The organism is Micromonospora sp. CA-249363, assembly GCF_050950185.1.
GTDB lineage: Bacteria > Actinomycetota > Actinomycetes > Mycobacteriales > Micromonosporaceae > Micromonospora.
Genome location: NZ_CP192020.1, coordinates 2,505,328 through 2,525,218 on the forward strand (window position 1 = coordinate 2,505,328; position 19,891 = coordinate 2,525,218).

General features: G+C 73.6%; 17 protein-coding genes. 14 read left to right on the forward strand and 3 right to left on the reverse strand.

Annotation, left to right across the window (positions count from 1 at the left end; translation table 11 throughout):
• Positions 1 to 138: 138 nt before the first annotated feature.
• The 9 genes from ACQPZK_RS11515 to ACQPZK_RS11555 all read left to right on the forward strand — a co-directional run bounded on the left by ACQPZK_RS11515 (position 139) and on the right by ACQPZK_RS11555 (position 9,424).
• A complete protein-coding gene (locus ACQPZK_RS11515; RefSeq protein ID WP_433538275.1) occupies positions 139 to 1,413 on the forward strand; it encodes an adenosylmethionine--8-amino-7-oxononanoate transaminase in 1,275 nt (424 codons plus the stop codon).
• A 64-nt stretch (positions 1,414 to 1,477) separates the two neighbouring features.
• Complete coding sequence (gene pyrF, locus ACQPZK_RS11520) at positions 1,478 to 2,314, forward strand: orotidine-5'-phosphate decarboxylase (RefSeq protein WP_433538276.1); 837 nt, start codon at positions 1,478 to 1,480, stop codon at positions 2,312 to 2,314.
• Between the two features lie 178 nt (positions 2,315 to 2,492).
• A complete protein-coding gene (mihF, locus tag ACQPZK_RS11525; RefSeq protein ID WP_007458370.1) occupies positions 2,493 to 2,810 on the forward strand; it encodes an integration host factor, actinobacterial type in 318 nt (105 codons plus the stop codon).
• Positions 2,811 to 2,835: 25 nt separating this feature from the next.
• Positions 2,836 to 3,369 (forward strand): guanylate kinase, encoded by a 534-nt coding sequence (locus tag ACQPZK_RS11530; RefSeq protein WP_433538277.1) that lies wholly within the window; start codon positions 2,836 to 2,838, stop codon positions 3,367 to 3,369.
• Between the two features lie 64 nt (positions 3,370 to 3,433).
• Positions 3,434 to 3,697, forward strand: a complete 264-nt coding sequence (gene rpoZ / locus ACQPZK_RS11535) for a DNA-directed RNA polymerase subunit omega (protein WP_074318577.1) — start codon at positions 3,434 to 3,436, stop codon at positions 3,695 to 3,697.
• A 14-nt stretch (positions 3,698 to 3,711) separates the two neighbouring features.
• A complete protein-coding gene (gene coaBC, locus ACQPZK_RS11540) occupies positions 3,712 to 4,920 on the forward strand; it encodes a bifunctional phosphopantothenoylcysteine decarboxylase/phosphopantothenate--cysteine ligase CoaBC (RefSeq protein WP_433538278.1) in 1,209 nt (402 codons plus the stop codon).
• Positions 4,921 to 5,007: 87 nt separating this feature from the next.
• Positions 5,008 to 6,201: a methionine adenosyltransferase gene (gene metK, locus ACQPZK_RS11545; RefSeq protein WP_433538279.1), complete on the forward strand. Its 1,194-nt coding sequence runs from the start codon at positions 5,008 to 5,010 to the stop codon at positions 6,199 to 6,201.
• Positions 6,202 to 6,260: 59 nt separating this feature from the next.
• Positions 6,261 to 8,291, forward strand: a complete 2,031-nt coding sequence (locus ACQPZK_RS11550) for a primosomal protein N' (RefSeq protein ID WP_433538280.1) — start codon at positions 6,261 to 6,263, stop codon at positions 8,289 to 8,291.
• Positions 8,292 to 8,440: 149 nt separating this feature from the next.
• On the forward strand, positions 8,441 to 9,424 hold the full coding sequence (locus ACQPZK_RS11555; RefSeq protein ID WP_433538281.1) for an AAA family ATPase: 984 nt from the start codon (positions 8,441 to 8,443) through the stop codon (positions 9,422 to 9,424).
• A gap of 84 nt (positions 9,425 to 9,508) precedes the next feature.
• On the opposite strand, the gene ACQPZK_RS11560 is transcribed toward ACQPZK_RS11555, so the two are convergent.
• Positions 9,509 to 10,789 carry a hypothetical protein gene (locus ACQPZK_RS11560; RefSeq protein ID WP_433538282.1) on the reverse strand — a complete coding sequence of 427 codons (1,281 nt, stop codon included), beginning with the start codon at positions 10,787 to 10,789 and terminating at the stop codon, positions 9,509 to 9,511.
• A 310-nt stretch (positions 10,790 to 11,099) separates the two neighbouring features.
• On the opposite strand from ACQPZK_RS11560, the gene ACQPZK_RS11565 reads away from it, so the two are divergent.
• The 5 genes from ACQPZK_RS11565 (at position 11,100) to ACQPZK_RS11585 (ending at position 17,833) form a co-directional block, all read left to right on the forward strand.
• Positions 11,100 to 13,514: an ATP-binding protein gene (locus ACQPZK_RS11565; protein WP_433538283.1), complete on the forward strand. Its 2,415-nt coding sequence runs from the start codon at positions 11,100 to 11,102 to the stop codon at positions 13,512 to 13,514.
• Between the two features lie 79 nt (positions 13,515 to 13,593).
• Positions 13,594 to 14,862 (forward strand): cytochrome P450, encoded by a 1,269-nt coding sequence (locus ACQPZK_RS11570; RefSeq protein ID WP_433538284.1) that lies wholly within the window; start codon positions 13,594 to 13,596, stop codon positions 14,860 to 14,862.
• A gap of 45 nt (positions 14,863 to 14,907) precedes the next feature.
• The gene (def, locus tag ACQPZK_RS11575) at positions 14,908 to 15,468 is read left to right on the forward strand and encodes a peptide deformylase (protein ID WP_433538285.1); all 561 of its coding nucleotides are present in this window, start codon (positions 14,908 to 14,910) and stop codon (positions 15,466 to 15,468) included.
• A 5-nt stretch (positions 15,469 to 15,473) separates the two neighbouring features.
• Complete coding sequence (gene fmt / locus ACQPZK_RS11580) at positions 15,474 to 16,400, forward strand: methionyl-tRNA formyltransferase (protein WP_433538286.1); 927 nt, start codon at positions 15,474 to 15,476, stop codon at positions 16,398 to 16,400.
• Positions 16,355 to 17,833 carry an RsmB/NOP family class I SAM-dependent RNA methyltransferase gene (locus tag ACQPZK_RS11585; RefSeq protein WP_433539183.1) on the forward strand — a complete coding sequence of 493 codons (1,479 nt, stop codon included), beginning with the start codon at positions 16,355 to 16,357 and terminating at the stop codon, positions 17,831 to 17,833. The genes fmt and ACQPZK_RS11585 overlap by 46 nt, the downstream gene beginning before the upstream one ends.
• Positions 17,834 to 17,896: 63 nt before the next feature.
• On the opposite strand, the gene ACQPZK_RS11590 is transcribed toward ACQPZK_RS11585, so the two are convergent.
• Positions 17,897 to 18,787 (reverse strand): septum formation family protein, encoded by an 891-nt coding sequence (locus ACQPZK_RS11590; protein WP_433538287.1) that lies wholly within the window; start codon positions 18,785 to 18,787, stop codon positions 17,897 to 17,899.
• Positions 18,788 to 18,871: 84 nt separating this feature from the next.
• Complete coding sequence (locus ACQPZK_RS11595; protein ID WP_433538288.1) at positions 18,872 to 19,762, reverse strand: septum formation family protein; 891 nt, start codon at positions 19,760 to 19,762, stop codon at positions 18,872 to 18,874.
• Positions 19,763 to 19,891: the final 129 nt, after the last annotated feature.

Below are 19,891 nucleotides of genomic sequence, written 5' to 3' on the forward strand. Positions count from 1 at the left end.
GAAGCAGAGCAAAGGCGGTCGGGGGGACGTGCGGTCCGGCCGCGCGGCCCCCCGCCCGGCCCGCCGCCCGGACGGCACTGCCGTCGCGGATCACCCCCGTCGGGCCGGGCGGCCCGCTCGGGTCCGGAAGGAGTACCCGTGACACCCGAGGAGATCCTGGCCGTCGACCGGGCGCACGTCTGGCATCCGTACGCCGCGCTGCCGCCGGCGAACGCGCCGTTCGTGGTCCGCAGCGCCGAGGGGGTACGACTGACCCTGGCCGACGGCCGGGAGCTGGTGGACGGGATGTCGTCCTGGTGGGCGGCGGTCCACGGCTACCGGCACCCGGTGCTGGACGCGGCCGTGACCGACCAGCTCGGGCGGATGAGCCACGTGATGTTCGGCGGGCTCACCCACGAGCCCGCCGTCCGGCTCGCGCGGACCCTGGTCGAGCTGGCCCCCGAGGGGCTGGAGCACGTGTTCCTGGCCGACTCCGGGTCGGTCAGCGTCGAGGTGGCCGTCAAGATGTGCCTGCAGTACCAGCGGGCCGTCGGCCGGCCGGAACGGCGACGGCTGGCCACCTGGCGGGGCGGGTACCACGGCGACACCTTCCATCCAATGAGCGTCTGCGACCCCGAGGGCGGGATGCACCACCTCTGGGGTGACGTGCTGCCCCGGCAGGTCTTCGCCCCGGTGCCGCCCGGCGGCTTCGCCGATCCGCCCGACGAGGCGTACGTGGCGGCCCTGGTGGACGCCGTCGAGCGGCACGCCCACGAACTGGCCGCGGTCATCGTGGAGCCGGTGGTGCAGGGCGCGGGTGGGATGCGCTTCCACCACCCCGGCTACCTGCGGGTGCTGCGCGAGGTGACCCGCGAGCACGGGGTGCTGCTGATCTTCGACGAGATCGCGACCGGGTTCGGCCGTACCGGCACGATGTTCGCCGCCGAGCACGCCGGGGTGTCCCCGGACGTGATGTGCGTGGGCAAGGCCCTCACCGGCGGTTACCTGACCCTGGCCGCGACGTTGTGCACCCCGGAGATCGCCCGAGGGATCTCCGCCGACGGCGTGCTGGCGCACGGTCCGACGTTCATGGGCAACCCGCTGGCCTGCGCGGTCGCCAACGCCTCCATCGGGCTGCTGCAGGCCGGTGACTGGGCGGCACAGGTGTCCCGGATCGGCGCGGGCCTGCGCGCCGGTCTGGAACCGCTGCGCGCCGCGCCGGGCGTGGCCGACGTGCGGGTGCTCGGGGCGATCGGCGTTGTCCAGCTCGACCACGACGTCGACCTCGGCGCGGCCACCACCGCCGCCGCCGACCGTGGCGTGTGGCTCCGACCGTTCCGCGACCTGATCTACACGATGCCGCCGTACGTCACCGACGACGCCGACCTGGCCCGGATCTCGGCCGGGATCGCGGCGGCCGTGGCGGCCGGCTGAGCGGGAACCGACAAGCATCCCGGGAGGCGGTCGCCGCCCGGACGAGAAGAGGGGAAGTACGCCGATGGAGAGCTTCGGCACCCGGCTGCACCGGGCCGTCAGCGAGCGCGGACCGCTGTGCGTGGGCATCGACCCGCATCCCGGTCTGCTGGCCCGCTGGGGCCTCACCGACGACGTCGACGGTCTGGACCGCTTCGCCCGAACCGTGGTGGATGCGCTCGGTGACCGGGTTGCGGTTGTCAAGCCTCAGTCGGCCTTTTTCGAGCGGTTCGGATCCCGCGGTGTGGCGATTCTTGAGTCAACTATCCGACAGTTACGAGAAGCCGGATCGCTCGTTCTGCTCGACGTCAAGCGCGGCGACATCGGCTCAACGGTCAGCGCGTACGCCTCCGCGTACCTGGATCCATCCAGTCCCTTGTATGTCGACGCGGTCACGGCCAGTCCCTACCTGGGAGTAGGTTCGTTGGCCCCGATGTTCGAGTTGGCCGCGAAACACGGCGGCGGGGTCTTCGTGCTGGCCCTCACCTCGAACCCCGAGGGCGCGGCCGTGCAGCGGGCCCGTACGTCCGACGGGCGCACCGTGGCGCAGACCGTTATCGACGAGATTTCCCAGCTCAACAGGGGTGCGGACCCCCTCGGCAGCTTCGGTCTGGTGGTCGGCGCCACCATCGGTGACACCGGTCATGACCTCTCCACCGTGGGGGGTCCGCTGCTCGCTCCGGGGCTCGGCGCGCAGGGTGCGGGCGCCGCCGATCTGCGTACCGTCTTCGGCTCCAGCCTCGCCGCGGTGCTTCCGTCGTACTCCCGTGAGGTCCTGTCGGCAGGACCGGACACCGACGCCCTGAGGGCCGCCGCGGACCGGGTTCTGGGCGACTGCCGAGCCGTTCTGGCTGCCCGGTGACTGACTGACGGCTCGGTCACTTTGCGATGATCATCGCGCGCCCACGTTGCCGAAAGCTCCGTTGACCGCTAGTTTTCCCCGCGCTGGGAACCATGGACCCCTTGGTTCACAGCGACACCACGTTTCACAGATGCGGCGGTGCGCCCCGCCCGCCGCGATAGGGACCTGAGGAGAACTGGTGCCGCTCCCGTCACTGACCCCCGAACAGCGCGCTGCCGCGCTCGAGAAGGCCGCGGAGATCCGCAAGGCCCGTGCCGAGCTGAAGGAGCAGCTCAAGCAGGGCAAGACCACCCTTGGTGCCGTCCTCGAGCGCGCCGAGAGCGACGACGTCGTCGGCAAGCTCAAGGTTTCGGCCGTCCTGCAGGCGATGCCGGGCATCGGCAAGATCCGGGCTACCCAGATCATGGAGAAGCTCAAGATCGCCGACAGCCGTCGTCTGCGCGGCCTCGGCGAGCAGCAGCGCAAGGCACTGCTTGGAGAGTTCGCCGCCAACTGAACCTGGCAGCGTGTAGAAACAAGCAGTGAGCACGGATGACGAGGCGCGCCCGGCGGCTCGGCTCACTGTCCTGGCTGGACCTTCGGGTTCCGGCAGGGAGAGTGTCGTCGAGCTCGTCCGGGCGCGTTTCCCGTCCGTGTGGATCCCGGTGCCGGCAACGACCAGGCCGCGCCGGGAGCCGGAGGTGGACGGAGAGCAACGGGTCTTCCTCACCCCGGCCGAGTTCGAGCGCCGGCTGGCCGCCGGCGAGCTGCTGGAGTGGTCCCGGATCGGCGCGTATCACCGGGGAACCCTGCATCCGCCGCTGCGCGCCCGGCTGCACGCTGGGCAGCAGGTCCTGCTTCCGCTCGACGTGACCGGGGCCCGGCTGGTACGGGCACGACTGCCCGACGCGCGTCTGGTGCTGCTGGTTCCGCCCGGATGTCGGCCCGACGCCGCCGTGGCGGCCGTCTTCGCGGACACCCTCACGCACGACCGCACCGATCGGGTGGTCGACGAGCTGGTAGGCTTACTCGGTTCAACTCATCCGGATCCGGCCTGGTCGCGCCCCCGTGGCTGACGGCCGGCCGCCGTCGGGACTCAGCACCGCGTCCGCGCGGCTCGATAGACGCAGAGGTTAATTCGTGGGATCCATCGCCAACCCCGAAGGCATCACCAACCCGCCGATCGACGAGCTCCTCGAGAAGACGACGTCGAAGTACGCGCTGGTCATCTTCGCCGCCAAGCGCGCGCGCCAGGTCAACGCCTACTACAGCCAGCTCGGTGAGGGCCTCCTGGAGTACGTCGGCCCGCTCGTCGAGACCACTCCGCAGGAGAAGCCCCTCTCCATCGCCATGCGCGAGATCAACGGCGGCCTGCTCACCGCCGAGCCGACCGACCAGCCGTAGGCCCGTCCCCGTCGATGTCCGCCTCGATCGTTCTCGGGGTCGGCGGCGGCATCGCTGCCTACAAGGCATGTGAGCTGCTGCGCCTCTTCACCGAGTCGGGCCACCGCGTCCGAGTCGTGCCGACCGCGTCGGCGCTGCGATTCGTCGGCGTCCCGACCTGGGCGGCGCTCTCCGGCCAGCCGGTCGCCGACGACGTCTGGTCCGACGTGCACGAGGTGCCGCACGTCCGCCTCGGCAAGCAGGCCGACCTGGTGGTGGTCGCGCCGACCACGACCGACCTGCTCGCCAAGGCCGCCCACGGTCTCGCCGACGACCTGCTCACCAACACGTTGCTGACCGCCCGCTGCCCGGTGGTGCTGGCCCCGGCCATGCACACCGAGATGTGGGAGCACCCGGCGACCGTCGCCAACGTCGCCACGCTGCGCTCCCGGGGCGTCCGGGTCATCGAGCCCGCCGTCGGGCGGCTCACCGGCGCCGACACCGGCAAGGGTCGGCTGCCCGACCCGGCGGAGATCTTCGCGGTCGCCCGTCAGGTCCTCGCTCGGGGCGGGTCCGCCCCGGCGGACCTGACGGGTCGCCGGCTGGTGGTCACGGCCGGCGGCACCCGCGAGCCGCTGGACCCGGTCCGCTTCCTCGGCAACCGGTCCTCGGGCAAACAGGGGTACGCCTTCGCGCGTTCGGCGGTCGCCCGGGGTGCCCAGGTCACGCTGATCGCGGCCAACGTCTCGCTCGCCGATCCCGCCGGGGTCGATCTGGTCCGGGTCGGCACGACCGCCGAGCTGCGCGAGGCGACCCTGAAGGCCGCCGCCGAGGCCGACGCGGTCGTGATGGCGGCGGCTCCGGCCGATTTCCGACCGGCGACGTACGCGCCTGGCAAAATCAAGAAGTCGGACGACGGTGTCGCTCCCACCATCGAGCTCGTCACGAACCCGGACATCGCGGCGGAGCTCGGCCAGCGCAAGCGACCGGAGCAGGTGCTGGTGGTGTTCGCCGCCGAGACCGGCGACGCGGAGGCCAACGGCCGGGCGAAGCTGGCCCGGAAGCGGGCCGACCTCATCGTGGTCAACGAGGTCGGTCCGGACCGGGTCTTCGGCGCCGACACCAACACGGTGACGGTCATCGGCGCGGACGGCTCGGTGAGCCGTCTGCCGGAGCAGGCCAAGGAGGCGGTGGCCGACACCGTGTGGGACCTCGTCGTGGCGCGGCTGGCCAACCGCTCCTGACGGGTGGAACAGGGCGCGACCGATCCCGACACCGGCCGCAGCGGTGACTAGACTGCCGCGGAACGACATCACACGCTTAGGAGTGCCGTGACACGCCGCCTCTTCACGTCCGAATCGGTCACGGAAGGCCACCCGGACAAGATCGCCGACCAGATCAGCGACGGCATCCTCGATGCGCTGCTCGCCGAGGACCCGCACAGCCGGGTCGCGGTGGAGACCATGATCACCACCGGCCAGGTGCACATCGCCGGCGAGGTCACCACCAAGGCGTACGCCGACATCCCGACCATCGTCCGCCGGACCATCCTGGACATCGGCTACGACTCGTCGAAGAAGGGTTTCGACGGCGCGTCCTGCGGGGTCAGCGTCTCGATCGGCGCGCAGTCCGAGGACATCGCGCAGGGCGTCGACAACGCCTTCGAGCTGCGGACCGGGGCGTCGGAGAGCGCGCTGGACGCGCAGGGTGCCGGCGACCAGGGCATGATGTTCGGCTTCGCCTGCTCCGAGACTCCGGAGCTGATGCCGCTGCCGATCGCCCTGGCCCACCGGCTGGCGCGTCGGCTCGCCGCGGTCCGCAAGGACGGCACGATCCCCTACCTGCGCCCGGACGGCAAGACCCAGGTCACCATCGAGTACGAGGGGCTGCGCCCGGTCCGGCTGAACACCGTCGTGGTGTCCAGCCAGCACGCCGCGGACATCTCGTTGGAGTCGCTGCTGACCCCCGACGTGCGTGACTCCGTGATCGCCCCCGAGCTGGAGAGCCTGGGTCTGGACACGGACGGCTACCGGCTGCTCGTCAACCCGACCGGCCGGTTCGAGATCGGCGGCCCGATGGGTGACGCCGGCCTGACCGGCCGCAAGATCATCGTCGACACCTACGGCGGGTACGCCCGGCACGGCGGCGGCGCCTTCTCCGGCAAGGACCCGTCCAAGGTGGACCGCTCGGCCGCGTACGCGATGCGCTGGGTGGCCAAGAACGTGGTCGCCGCCGGCCTCGCCGAGCGCTGCGAGGCGCAGGTCGCCTACGCCATCGGCAAGGCGCACCCGGTGAGCCTGTTCATCGAGACGTTCGGCACCGAGACGGTGCCGGTGTCCTCGATCGAGAAGGCCGTCGGCGAGGTCTTCGACCTGCGCCCGGCCGCGATCATCCGGGACCTCAATTTGCTCCGCCCGATCTACCAGCAGACCGCCGCGTACGGCCACTTCGGCCGGGAGCTGCCGGACCTGACCTGGGAGAGCACCGACCGGGCCGCCGACCTCAAGTCGGCCGCGGGAGCCTGACCGCCACCAGGCGTAGCGACCGGCGACCCGCACAGGGGTCGCCGGTCGCGCGCGTCTGCGTGGACGTGCCGCTGGCGCACCTGGACCGCCCGTTCGACTACCTCGTACCGGCCGAGCTGGACGACCAGGCGGTGCCCGGCACCCGGGTCAAGGTTCGTTTCGCGGGGCAGTTGGTCGACGGCTGGCTGCTGTCGCGGGCGGACGACTCCGGGCACACCGGCCGGCTCGCCTACCTGGAGAAGGTCGTCTCGCCCGAGCCGGTGCTGACCCCGGAGGTCGCCCGCCTGGCCCGCGCGGTCGCCGACCGGTACGCGGGCAACCTCGCCGACGTCCTCCGGCTCGCCGTGCCACCCCGACACGCCCGCGTCGAGAAGGAACCCGCCGCCGACCAGCCGAACCACGCCCCCGAACCCGGCGATGCCGCCGCGACAGCCGTGCCCGGCGGTCCGGCCGATTCCGGCGATGCCGCCGTGCCCGGCGGTTCGGTGGCGCCCGGAGACTCCGGCGTGCCGGGCGCTTCCGCCGCACCGGGGGAGCCCGTCGACCCGAGGGGATGGCGGGACTATCCGGCCGGGCCGGCGCTGTTGCGGGCGCTCACCGACGGTCGGCCGGCCCGTGCGGTCTGGTCGGCGCTTCCCGGCGAGGACTGGGCCGCCCGCTACGCCGACGCCGTCGCCGCCACCGTCGTCGGTGGGCGCGGCGCGGTGGTCGTGGTGCCGGACTCGCGCGACCTCGACCGGCTCGACGCGGCGCTGACCGACGTGCTGGGCCCGGGGCGGCACGTCACGCTCTCGGCCGCCCTCGGGCCGGCCCGGCGTTACCGGGCGTTCCTCGCCGCCCGTCGCGGGCAGGTGCCGGTGGTCATCGGCACCCGGGCGGCGATGTTCGCCCCGGTGCACCGGCTCGGTCTCGTCGCTGTCTGGGACGACGGGGACGACCTGCACTCCGAACCCCGCGCGCCCTATCCGCACGCCCGGGACGTGCTGCTCACCCGGGCGCAGCTCACCGAAGCGGCCGCGCTGGTCGGCGGGTACGCGCGTACGGCCGAGGCGCAGTTGCTGCTGGAGACCGGCTGGGCCCGCGAGGTGGTCGCCGACCGGGCGACGGTGCGGGCGCGGATACCGGCCATCGCGCCGACCGGAGACGACCCGCAGCTCGCCCGTGATCCCGGCGCGGCCACCGCCCGGCTGCCCAGCCTGGCCTGGACGGCCGCCCGCGACGCGCTCCGGGCGGGCCTGCCGGTGCTCGTGCAGGTGCCCCGCCGTGGCTACCTGCCCTCGGTCTCCTGCGCCGACTGCCGCACCCCGGCCCGCTGCGCGCACTGCGCCGGCCCGCTCGCGCTGCCGTCGGCCGGCGGGACCCCCGTCTGCCGGTGGTGCGCCCGGGTCGCCGCCGCGTACGCCTGTCCGGAGTGCGGCGGGCGGCGGCTGCGGGCGGCGGTCACCGGCGCCCGGCGTACCGCCGAGGAGCTGGGCCGGGCGTTTCCCGACGTGCCGGTGCGGACCTCGGGACGCGAGGAGGTCCTGACCGACGTGCCCGGCACGGCGGCCCTGGTCGTCGCCACGCCCGGCGCCGAACCGGTCGCGGCGGGCGGCTACGGCGCGGTGCTGCTGCTGGACTCGTGGGCCCTGCTGACCAGGGCCGACCTGCGCGCGGGCGAGGAGGCGCTGCGCCGCTGGTTGGCCGCGGCGGCTCTGGCCCGCCCCGCGCCGGCCGGCCGTGTGGTGGTCGTCGCCGACGGCGCGCTCGCGCCGGTGCAGGCGCTGCTGCGCTGGGACGCCGCCTGGTTCGCCGGGCGGGAGCTGGCCGAGCGCCGCGAGCTGGGCTTTCCGCCGGCCGTACGGATGGCGAGCGTCACCGGCCCGGCCGAGGCGGTGGCCGACCTGCTCGCCGCTGCCCAACTCCCCGCCGACGCCGAGGTGCTGGGGCCCGTGCCGGCCGACGAGGGACGCGAGCGGATGCTGCTGCGGGTGCCCCGGGCGCGGGCCGCCGCGCTCGCCGAGGCCCTGCACTCCGCCGCCGGACTGCGTGCCGCCCGCAAGGCCGCCGATCCGGTTCGTCTCCAGGTGGATCCGCTGAGCCTGTTCTGACCGTTTTTCCGGTGGTGGCCGGCGGGTGCGGCGCCCGGCGCCCGCACACCGCGTCCGGCAGAACGCTGGCGTCGAGGTGGTAGCATCGCCCGTCATGCTCGGGCGATGTCGATGATGTCAGGAAGCCGGTTATCAGGGGTGGACCAGTCGTGACCGTTCGACAATCGATCGTTTTCAACGGTGACCTCGGCAGCGGTAAGAGCACCGTGTCGGTGGAGATCGCCAAGCGCCTCGGGATGCGCCGGGTCAGCGTGGGTGACCTCTACCGGGAGATGGCGCAGCAGCGGCAGATGACGGCCCTGCAACTCAACCTGCACGCCGAGCTGGACCAGGCCGTCGACGGGTACGTCGACCAGCTCCAGCGCGACATCGCTGCCTCCGGCGAGCACCTGATCATGGATTCGCGGCTGGCCTGGCACTTCTTCACCGACGCGCTCAAGGTGCACATGATCACCGAGCCGGGTGAGGCGGCCCGCCGGGTGCTGGCCCGACCCTCCGGCCCGGCGGAGAGCTACACCTCGCACGAGGAGGCCAAGGCCAAGCTCCGCGAGCGCAGCGCCAGTGAGCGCAGCCGGTTCATCGTCCGCTACGGGGTGGACAAGGCGCGGTTGCGCAACTACGACCTGATCTGCGACACGACCCGGGCCTCGGCCGCCGAGGTGGTCGAGCACATCATCGCCGCGTACGAGGGCACGCTCGGCGCCGAGGTGCTGCGCGACAGTCCGCCGCTGCTGCTGCTGGACCCGGCGCGCATCTACCCGACCGAGGACATCGCCACCCTGCGCGGCCTCTGGGACAGCGAGTTCGTCGGCGACGTGGCCGAGGCCGGCGACGAGTCGTTGGAGCCGCTGAAGATCGGCTTCACCGGGGAGTACTTCTTCGTCGTCGACGGGCACCGTCGGCTCAGCGCCGCCCTGCAGAACGGGTTCTCCCTGGTGCCGGCCCAGTTGGCCGCCGAGGTCGACGAGCCGGTGGTGGGCGGGATGAGCGCCGTGGACTACTTCGCCGCGCAGGTGCGGCCCGGCCTGGTCTACGACTGGGAGGCGGCGCACAAGATCCATCTGCCGTTGCCGGAGCCGTCCCTGATCAGGGGCGACGCCGTTCTCGCCGCGGACACGGGCGTCGGCGCCTAGGCGGAGCCCGAGGGCGACGCCGGGCCGGCGCGCGGGATGCACGCCGGCCCGACTGCCGGATTTCACGAGGGTCGTGCGGAGGCGTCAGCCCAGGACGACTCCGGAGGCGCCGACGCCGGCCATGCCGGAGAAGATGTCCTCGTAGTAGAACCGCCAGGCGCACACCCGCCCGGTGGGCACGTAGCCGGTACACGCCGTCGAGGTGTTGGTGTCGTCGATGGCGGTGTTGGTGCCGGTCGCCCAGACCTGGAGGGTGTTCGCCGCGTTCACGATCTCCACGGGACCGCCGCTGTCACCCTGGCCGACGCCGTTGGTGCGGGTGGTGTTCTCGGCCTGCACCTGACCGCAGACCGTGCCGAAGTTGCGCACGTTGATGCAGAGGTTGCGGGCCTTCACCTGGATCGAGCACCGGGTGCCGGAGTACGCGCCGGAACTGCACACCCAGTTGCCGACCTGGCTGGCCTGCGCGCCGATCACCTGGTTGCTGAACTCGCTGACCACCGCGCCGGCGGCGTCCGTGCTGTTGTTGAAGACCCGGCCGCCCCCGGAGCCCGCGATGAGCAGCGTGTCGCTGCTGACGTTGCGGCTGGTGACGACGCCGATGGTCTGCCCGGTCGGGTCGGCCGCGACGACGTTGAGGTTGGCGCAGTGCGCGGCGGAGAGCACCCGCGACACCCCGCCCGCCCAGACGCCGAAGCCGGTCGAACAACCGCCGCCGGTGGAGGTGTTGCGCCACGCGGCGCCACCCCACCAGGGCGGCGAGTCGTCCCACCGGGTGGCGGGAGCGGCGGCGACGCCGGTCTGGACGGTCACCGGGACTCCGGCGAGGGCCGCCGCGCCGAGCAGTCCGCTCTGCGTACCCACGAGAAGGCCCGCGCCGTCGGCGCGCGGCCCGACCGTCGTGATCTTGTCACCGGCCGAGGCGCGGAGCTTGTCGGCGGCGACCATCAGCTCCCGCTGCGAGTACGCGGCGGGCAGCACCGTCGTCGCGACGGTGGCCCGGGCGTTGGCGACCAGGCGGGCCGGCGGCTCGCCCTTCCAGTAGACCTGGAGGTGCCGGGTGGTGGGATCGGCGACGATCCCGGCGAAGCCGGAGTTCGCGCTGCGCTGCGCGGCGTTGGTGATCGCGGCGGCGGCGGTGTTCATCCGCTGCTGCACCTCGAGCAGCTCGGCCCAGGAGGCGAAGCCGCCGGGCACCGCCGTGCTGTCGACGAACGATCCGGTGGTGGCGGCCTTGCCCTTCGGCGCGGCGCCGGCCGGTGTGGTGGCCACGCTCGTGACGAGCAGCGTGAGACCGAACACGGTCACGGCGATGCGGCGCAGCATCGACGGGGACCGGCGGACGGTCGGGTGTGGACGGATCATCTGTACCCCTTCCCCAGGGTTCGTGGCGCGGGCCGAGCCCGCACCAGGACGGTGGCACGTGACATCCGTTCCGTACGGCGATCCTGGACGGGATTGGACACGGCTGGACACCGTCGGACGCCAGAAAGGTCCGATGTGAACTGTCAAACATCGGCGATCTCCTATCTCACTGACGGTGGCCGCAACTAGCCTGCCCGTGTCGGCATCCGGGGCGGCCGGGTGACCGCGAGGGGGTGGGGGCCGCATGTCCGACCAGTGGGTTCCTCCTGACGTTCGTTCGAGGTCGCAGGAGTCGCCCGAGGCGTGCGAGGTGGCGCGCCGTGCCGTCGCGGCGCAGACCCTGCAGGAGCTGGCTGGTCTGCTCCGCCAACTGCGCCGCCGCGAAGCACGGCAGCAGGGCGAGACCCAGCTGACATACCGCCAGTTGGCGGCGAAGACCGGCTGGTCACGCGGCATCATCGGGGAGTACTTTGCGGGCAACGTGCTGCCCCCGCCGGAGCGGTTCGACGCGCTCATCCGGTTGCTCGGCGCGAGCCCCACCGAGCAGGGCGTGCTGGCCACCGCGCGGGACCGGATCGAGGAGCGACGTCGACGCCCGACGGGTAACCACGTGACCGACGTGCGGTTGGACGACCAAGCGGTGCGCTCCCGCGGCGGCAAGCGGGTCGCCACGACGTCGAACCGCCTCCCCGTACCGCGCCAACTGCCTCCGGCGCTGCCCGGATTCGTCGGACGTACCGAACAGATCGCTCAGCTCGACGCCGCCTGTGCCGGCCCGGACGCCTCCGACGACGGCGGCATGGCGCCCGCCCGGGTGGTGACGTTGTCCGGTACGGCCGGGGTCGGCAAGACCACCCTGGCGGTGCACTGGGCGCATCGGGTCGCCGATCGCTTCCCGGACGGTCAGCTCTACGTCGACCTGCGGGGATTCGACTCCACCGGAACCGTGGTGACGGCGGTCGAGGCGATCCGCGGCTTCCTTGAGGCCCTCGAGGTGCCGCCCGAACGAATCCCCACCCACCTGAGCGCGCAGGTGGGTCTGTACCGCAGTTTGCTCGCCGGCCGTCGGATGCTGGTCCTGCTGGACAACGCCCGCGACGCCGAGCAGGTCCGGCCGCTGCTGGCCGGCAGCCCGACCTGCCTGGTCCTGGTCACCAGCCGCAACCGCCTGGCCGGCCTGATCGCCGCCGAGGGTGCCCGGCCGGTGGGGGTGGAGCTGCTCAGCGCCGCCGAGGCGTGGCAGCTGCTGGCCCGCCGGCTCGGCGCGGACCGGCTGACCCTGGAACCGCGGGCCGTGGACGAGATCATCGAGCGGTGCGCGCGGTTGCCGCTGGCGCTGGCGGTGCTCGCCGCGCGGGGCGCGGCGAATCCCGGGTTCCCCCTGGCCAGCCTCGCCGCCGAGCTGAGCAGGGCGCCCCGCCCGCTGGAATCGTTCGACGCCGGCGATGCCGGCACCGACGTCCAGGCCGTCTTCTCCTGGTCCTACCAGAGCCTCACGCCCCCGGCCGCACGGCTGTTCCGGCTGTTCGGCTGCCACCCGGGCCCGGACATCGGCGTGCCGGCGGCGGCCAGCCTCGCCGGGCTGCCCCGGGAGCAGGCGCCCCGACTGCTGGCGGAGCTGGCCCACGCCCACCTCGTCACCGAGCACGCGCCCGGGCGGTTCGGCGCGCACGATCTGCTCCGGGCGTACGCCGCGCAGCAGGCCGAACGGTTCGAGCCGGAGCCGGCCCGGCGGGCCGCGATCCGGCGGGGACTGGACCACTACCTGCACACCGCCCACGCCGCCGCGTTGCTGCTGCAACCGGGCCGCGATCCGGTCACCCTGCCCCCGGCCGCGCCCGGTGCGCTGCCCGAGGAGATCACCGACCACGCGCAGGCGCTCGCCTGGTTCACCACCGAGTACCCGGTGCTCCTGGCGGCGGTCGCGCACGCCCGGCACGTCGGGTTCGACGGCCACGCCTGGCAGTTGGCGTGGACGCTGGTGGACTTCCTGCAACGCCGGGGGCGCTGGCCGGACCTCGCCGTCGCCCAGCGGACCGCCCTGGCCGGGGCCCGCCGGGCGGGCGACCGACTCGGGCAGGCGAACGCCCACCGGGACCTCGCCCGGGTGCTGTCCCGGCTGGGCCGGGTGGACGAGGCGGCGACCAACTACCGGCAGGCGCTGGCGATCTTCGGGGCGTTGGGTGACCACACCGGGCAGGCGCGTACCCACCGGGCGTTCGGGGCGATGCTCGACGGCCTCGGCCGGCACGCCGAGGCGCTGGAGCACGGGCAGCGGGCGCTGGCGCTGTACCGCGACGCCGGCCATCTCGCCGGGGAGGCGAGCGCCCGCAACGCGGTGGGCTGGGCGCACGCCCAGCTGGGGGAGTACGCCCCGGCGCTCACGCACTGCGGGCAGGCGCTGACGTTGCTGCGCCGTACCGGTGACCGGCACGGTGAGGCGAACACCTGGGACAGCCTCGGCTTCATCCACGCCCGCCTGGGTGACCACGCCGAGGCGATCCGCTGTTACGGGCGCGCGCTACGGCTCTACCGGCGGATCAGCGACCGTTACGACGAGGCGGACACGCTCTCCCGGCTCGGCGAGAGCCGGCAGGCGTCGGGGGACACCGTCGGCGCGGTGCGCACCTGGGGGCGTGCGGTGCGCATCCTCGACGACCTCGGCCATCCCGACGCCGAGCGGGTTCGCGCCCTGCTGGCCACGGCGGCGACCGCCCAGGGCTGACGGGCGCCGGGCAGGGGATGCCTCCCGGCGGCGGCACCGGGATGATGGAGCCTTGGACGCATCGACGGGGAGGCCGGCCATGGAGGCTGCCGAGGCGCTCACACTGCTCATGTCGCCGCAGGGACGCGTCGATCCGTACCCGACGTACGAGCGGCTGCGCTCGCACGGCCCGGTGGTCGAGGCGTTGCCCGGCCTGTACGTGGTGACCGGCTACCCGGAGGTCGACGAGCTGCTGCGCGACCCCCGGCTCGGGGTGCTCGACGACGCGCTGCGCGACCAGGTGTGGCCGAACTGGCGGCAGAGCCCGGCGATGAAGTCGATCGCCCGGTCCATGCTGCGGACCAACCCGCCCGACCACAGCCGGATGCGTCGGCTCGCCGCCGGGGCGTTCAGTCCGCGCCGGATCGCCGGGATGCGTGACGTGGTGCGGGCACAGGCCGAGGAGTTGCTCGACGCGATGATCGAGCGCGCCGAGGCCGGCCGGCCGGTCGACGTGCTGGCCGACTTCGCGTACCCGCTCCCGGTCGGGGTGATCTGCGCGCTGCTCGGCGTGCCGGCGCAGGACCGGCCGCTGTTCCGCCGGTGGGCCGGCGACCTGACCGGCGTGCTGGAGCCGGAGATCACCATCGAGGAGCTGGCCGTCGCCGACGCGGGCGCCGCCGAGCTGCGCGACTACTTCGTCGAGCTGATCGTCGCCCGCCGCCGGGAACCGGCCGACGATCTGACCACCGCGCTGGTCCAGGTCCACGACGCCGACGGCGAGCGGCTCACCGGCGACGAACTGCTGGCCAACCTGGTGGTGCTGCTGGTGGCCGGCTTCGAGACCACCACCAATCTGCTCGGCAACGGCCTGGTCGTGCTGCTGCGCCACCCCGAGGCCGCCGCCGCGCTGCGCGCCGACCCCGGGTTCGTCCCGGCGTACGTCGAGGAGCTGTTGCGCTACGACTCCCCGGTGCAGCTGACCACCCGGACCAGCACGGCGCCGGTGCGCTGCGGCGGGCTCGACCTGCCGGCCGGCAGCACGGCGCTGCTGCTGCTCGGCGCGGCCAACCGCGACCCCCGCCGCTTCACCGACCCGGAGCGTTTCGATCCCACCCGTGAGCAGGCGCACCCACTGTCCTTCGGCGCCGGTCCGCACTACTGCCTCGGCGCCGGCCTTGCCCGACTGGAGGCGCAGCTGGCGTTCCCGCTGCTGCTGCGCCGGCTGCCCGAGCTGGCCCTGGCCGGGCCGCCCCGGCACCGGACCCGGCTGACCCTGCGCGGCTACGAGAGCCTGCTGGTGACGCTGGGCACACCGGCCGTGGCCGATCGAGGTACGCCGGCCGGCGTACCGCCGGGCACTCCGTAGACTGGTACGGCACCGCCCGCCCGTCCGACGAAGGAGCCGTCCCGCGTGACCGTCCAGCCCATCCGTCTGTTTGGGGATCCGGTGCTGCGCACGCCGGCCGATCCGGTGGTCGACTTCGATGTCGAGCTGCGTAGGCTCATCGCCGACCTCACCGACACGATGCGGGGGCAGAACGGCGCCGGCCTGGCCGCGCCGCAACTCGGCGTGAGCCTGCGGGTGTTCACCTTCGACGTCGACGACGTGCTCGGGCACCTGGTCAACCCGGTGTTGGAGTTCCCCGACGAGGAGGAGCAGGACGGCCCGGAGGGCTGCCTGTCCATTCCCGGGCTGTACTTCGACACCAAGCGTCGGCAGAACGTCATCGCCAAGGGCTTCAACGGCTACGGCGACCCGCTGCAGATCGTCGGCACCGGGCTGATGGCCCGCTGCGTGCAGCACGAGACCGACCACCTCGACGGCGTGCTCTTCCTCGACCGGCTGGACTCCGCCGGTCGCAAGGAGGCCATGAAGGCGATCCGCCAGGCCGAGTGGTACGACCCGGCCGCGCCGCCGGTCGTCAAGGTCAACCCGCACGCCGGTGGCAGCCCCTTCGGTCTGGGTCGGTGACCCGGATGCGCGTGATCTTCGCCGGCACGCCGGCGGTGGCCGTACCCGCCCTGGCCGCCGTCGCGGCGTCCCGACACGAGCTGGTCGCCGTCATCACCCGGCCCGACGCGCCCGCCGGACGGGGCAGGGGCCTGTCCCGCTCGCCGGTCGGCGCGTGGGCCGACGAGCACGGCGTGGAGGTGCTCACGCCGGCCCGCCCCCGCGACCCGGAGTTCCTCGACCGGCTGCGCGCGCTGTCGCCGGACTGCGTGCCGGTGGTGGCCTACGGCGCGCTGGTGCCGCCGTCCGCGCTGGAGATCCCCCGTCACGGCTGGATCAACCTGCATTTCTCGCTGCTTCCGGCCTGGCGGGGTGCAGCGCCCGTGCAGCACGCGGTGCTGCACGGCGACGAGCTGACCGGGGCCAGCGTCTTCCAGCTGGAGCAGGGCCTGGACACCGGCCCCGTCTACGGCACCCTGACCGACGAGATCCGTCCCGGTGACACCTCCGGCGACCTGCTGGAACGCCTCGCCGACAGCGGCGCGGGGCTGCTCGTGGCCGTGCTCGACGCGATCGCCGACGGCACCGCCCGCGCCGAGCCGCAGCCGGCCGACGGGGTGTCCCTGGCACCCAAGCTGACCGTGGAGGACGCCCGGGTCCGCTGGGCCGACCCGGCCTTCGCCGTGGACCGGCGCATCCGCGCCTGCACTCCGGCGCCCGGCGCGTGGACGACCTTCCGGGACGAGCGGGTGAAGCTCGGTCCGGTCGTTCCGGTGGCCGACGGCCCGGACCTGAAACCGGGGGAGTTGCTGGTGGAGAAGACCCGGGTGCTGGCCGGTACGGCCACCGCGCCGGTGCGCCTGGGCGAGGTCCGCGCCGCGGGCAAGCGGGCCATGGCGGCCACCGACTGGGCGCGCGGCGTCCGCGTCAGCGCCGGCGAGGGTCTCGCGTGACGGCCCCGGAGGGGACGCGTCCGTACCGGGGCGGTCCGTCGACCGGCCGTGGTGGCGACCGCCGGCCGTCGCGGCCGCCGCTGGACCGGCCGCGACGCGCGGCGTACGAGGCGGTGGCCGCCGTGCACCGCGACGACGCCTTCGCCAACCTGGTGCTGCCCACCATCCTGCGCGAGGAGGGGTTGTACGGCCGCGACGCCGCCTTCGCCACCGAGCTGACCTACGGCACGCTGCGTCACCTGGGCACGCTGGACGCGATCCTCAGCGACGCGGCCGGCCGGGACGTGGCCCGGATCGACCCGCCGGCACGCGACGCGCTGCGGATCGGGGCGTACCAGCTCCTGCACACGCGGGTGCCCCCGCACGCGGCCGTGTCGTCGACCGTGGACCTGGTCCGCTCGGTCGCGCCGGGCGCCGCCGGGTTAGCCAACGCGGTGCTGCGCGAGGTGTCGACCCGTGACATCGACGCGTGGGTGGCCAAACTCGCGCCGCCGCTGGAGACCGACCCGGTCGGGCACCTGGCGCTGGCCTACAGCCACCCGCAGTGGATCGTGCGGGCCTTCTCCGAGGCGCTCGGCGGTGACCTGGGCGAGACCGCCCGGCTCCTCATCGAGGACAACGAGCGTCCCCCGGTGCACCTGTGCGCCCGGCCCGGGTTGATCGACCCGGTCGAGCTGGCCGACGCGGTCGGCGGGGCGCCCGGCGCCTTCTCCCCGTACGCCGTCTATCTGCCTGGCGGCGCGCCCGGCGACGTGCCGGCGGTGGCCGACGGCCGCGCCCACGTCCAGGACGAGGGCTCCCAACTGGTGGCCGCCGCGCTCGCCGACGCGCCGCTGGACGGCCCGGACGGGCGTTGGCTGGACCTGTGCGCCGGTCCCGGCGGCAAGGCCGGGCTGCTCGGCGCGCTGGCCGCGCAGCGCGGCGCCCGCCTGACCGCCGTGGAGGTGGCCGAGCACCGGGCCCGGCTGGTGTCCCAGGCGACCCGAGGCCTGCCGGTCACCGTGCTCGCCATGGACGGCCGTGAGGTCGGCGCGGACCCGAAGCTGCCGGAGGGGCACTTCGACCGGGTGCTGGTGGACGCGCCGTGCACCGGGCTGGGCTCGCTGCGCCGGCGTCCCGAATCGCGCTGGCGGCGGCAGCCGTCGGACCTGCCGCCGCTGACCCGGCTGCAACGCGAGCTGCTCGGCGCCGCGCTGCGGGCGGTCCGGCCGGGCGGTCTGGTCGCCTACGTGACCTGCTCGCCGCACACCGTGGAGACGCACGTGACGGTCACCGAGGCGGCCCGCCGCAGCGGTGTGGCGGTGGACTTCGTCGACGCCCGACCGTTGCTGCCGGCCGGCATGCCCGGCCTGGGTGACGGCCCGACCGTGCAGCTGTGGCCGCACCGGCACGGCACCGACGCGATGTTCCTCGCCGTCCTGCGCAAGGGCTGACAGCGGCCGAAGACGACACCGCGCCCGGCCGACCTCGGCCAGGCGCGGTGTCCGTGTTCGGGGTCAGGTGACCGGGAGGCCCTTGGTGCCGGCGTTGCGCATCGAGCGCGTCAGGTTCCGGTCGCTGATCCAGAGAAAGCACTGCACTCCGCGGTTGCCGTTCTTCCACTCCTGCTCGTACGGCTGGTAGTAGATCGTCCCGGCGCGGAAGTCGAGCTTGGAGTCGTCCGGCACCTTGGCGTACTTGGCGGTGGCCGACTGGCAGGCCCGGTGGGTGCGCTTGGTGGTGCGGTTGAACTCCGCGTAGCTGATGTCCGGGGCCTGCCAGATGCCGACGAACTCGGCGTGGTGCTTGGCCGTGCAGGACACCGGCACCATCGCCTCGATGTCGTCCTTGACCAGCTTCGGGTTGAAGCAGCGGTAGGCCAGCGGGGCCGCGCCGGTCAGCGCGCCCCGCAGACTGCCGGTGCGCAGGTCGACGGCGGTGTCGTCGATGCTGGCGATCTCGGTGACGTCGCAGCGGTACCAGCGGGCGCCGCCGGCCCAGGCGGGCGCCGACGGCAGCACGACGGTCAGCCCGAGGCGTCCGGAACGCCAGTCGCCGCCGACCGCCTTGGTGACCTCCTTCTCGCAGCCGGCCTGCGCGGCGCGCATGCCCTCGGAGCCGGGGGGCGGCGTGGTGCCGCGCTGGGCGCCGGGACCGGTGAGCGTGCCGACGTGGATGGTCTCCACCCGGTGCGCCTCGCTGCACTCCATGGGGTTGTAGCCGCTCAGGAAGCCGACCTGCTGGGAGGAGTGGTGGCAGACACCCGCTTCGGGGACGAACTGCTGTGCCGCCACGGGCGCCGGCCAGTCGTCGGTGAGGTTCCGGTCCACGCCGGCGGGCGCGCCGCAGCCGGTGAGGGCCAGGGCGATTGCCGCGCCCCCGGCAACCGCCGTCAACCACCGTCGCATCTTCGACCTCCCGCCGCCGGTGACCTCCGGTCGACCTCCAGCCGGCCGGTAACGCCACGGCGCAGCAGCATACGGCACCGTAGCTCAGATCGCCGGTAGTCCCTCGGGGCCGGCGCCGCGCATCGATCGGGTGAGTTTGCGGTCGTCGCTCCACAGGAAACAGCGCACCCCGCGGTCGCCCTCCTCCCACTCCCGTTGCGACGGTGGGTAGTAGATGGACCCGGCCCGGTACGGCAGTTCGTCGTTGTTGGGTACGGCCACGTACGTGGCGATCAGCGCCATGCAGCGCCGGTGCGCCTGCTCGCCCGCGCGGGCGAAGGCCGCCCAGCTCATGTCCTTCTCCTCGTAGACGCCGACGAACTCGGCGCGGTGCGGCTCGGTGCAGAGCACCGGGGCCATGTAGTTGAGGTTGTCGCCGATCAGCTTGGGATCGAAACAGCGGTGGGTCAGCGGACTGTCGCCGATCAGCGCGCCACGAAGGCTGCCGACGCGGTTCACGGGGCGGGTGTTGTCGATGCTGTCGGTCTCGCTGAGGTCGCAGCGGAACCAGCGCGCGCCCCCGGTCCACGCCGGCGCCGAGGGCAGCGAGAGCGTCAGGGTGAGCCGGGCCGTGTGCCAGTCGCCGCCGAGCACGTCCCGGGCCCGCTGGTCGCACTCGGCGCGGGCCGCGCGCAGCGCGGTCGAACCCGGGCCCGGCCGGGCGCCGGCCCGCGCGGCCGGCCCGGTGAACGTGCCGACGTGGATCGCCTCGGCGAGGTGGCTGCGGGCGCAGTCCACGGTCTCGTACGTGCTGGCCTGCACGACCGCGGTGATCCGAGGCAGGCAGGTGTCGGTGGCCGGGGTGAACGGTCGGGGCACCCGCAGTTCCGGCCAGTCGTCGGTGAGATCACCGTCCGCGCCTCGTGCCGGCGCGCAGCCGGACAGCAGCATCGTCGTGACGCCGACCAGCGCCAGCGCTGCAAGCCACCGTCGCATCGTCCGCCCTCCCGGGAGCTGGCGACCGGTCGCCGCGCCCCGCGGCGCGACCCCGGCGGGCGTGCAGCCTACGGCACCGTCCCGCTTGGAGTGTCGTCGCGTTTGGGTCGATCGGCCAGCCACTGATGT

What these genes read in the sequence shown, in the direction of transcription:
- ACQPZK_RS11595 (WP_433538288.1), bottom strand. Translation starts at nt 19,762, where the DNA reads ATGCGACGGTGGCTTGCAGCGCTGGCGCTGGTCGGCGTCACGACGATG.
- coaBC (WP_433538278.1), top strand. Translation starts at nt 3,712, where the DNA reads ATGTCCGCCTCGATCGTTCTCGGGGTCGGCGGCGGCATCGCTGCCTAC.
- ACQPZK_RS11560 (WP_433538282.1), bottom strand. Translation starts at nt 10,789, where the DNA reads ATGATCCGTCCACACCCGACCGTCCGCCGGTCCCCGTCGATGCTGCGC.
- fmt (WP_433538286.1), top strand. Translation starts at nt 15,474, where the DNA reads ATGCGCGTGATCTTCGCCGGCACGCCGGCGGTGGCCGTACCCGCCCTG.
- ACQPZK_RS11590 (WP_433538287.1), bottom strand. Translation starts at nt 18,787, where the DNA reads ATGCGACGGTGGTTGACGGCGGTTGCCGGGGGCGCGGCAATCGCCCTG.
- pyrF (WP_433538276.1), top strand. Translation starts at nt 1,478, where the DNA reads ATGGAGAGCTTCGGCACCCGGCTGCACCGGGCCGTCAGCGAGCGCGGA.
- ACQPZK_RS11570 (WP_433538284.1), top strand. Translation starts at nt 13,594, where the DNA reads ATGGAGGCTGCCGAGGCGCTCACACTGCTCATGTCGCCGCAGGGACGC.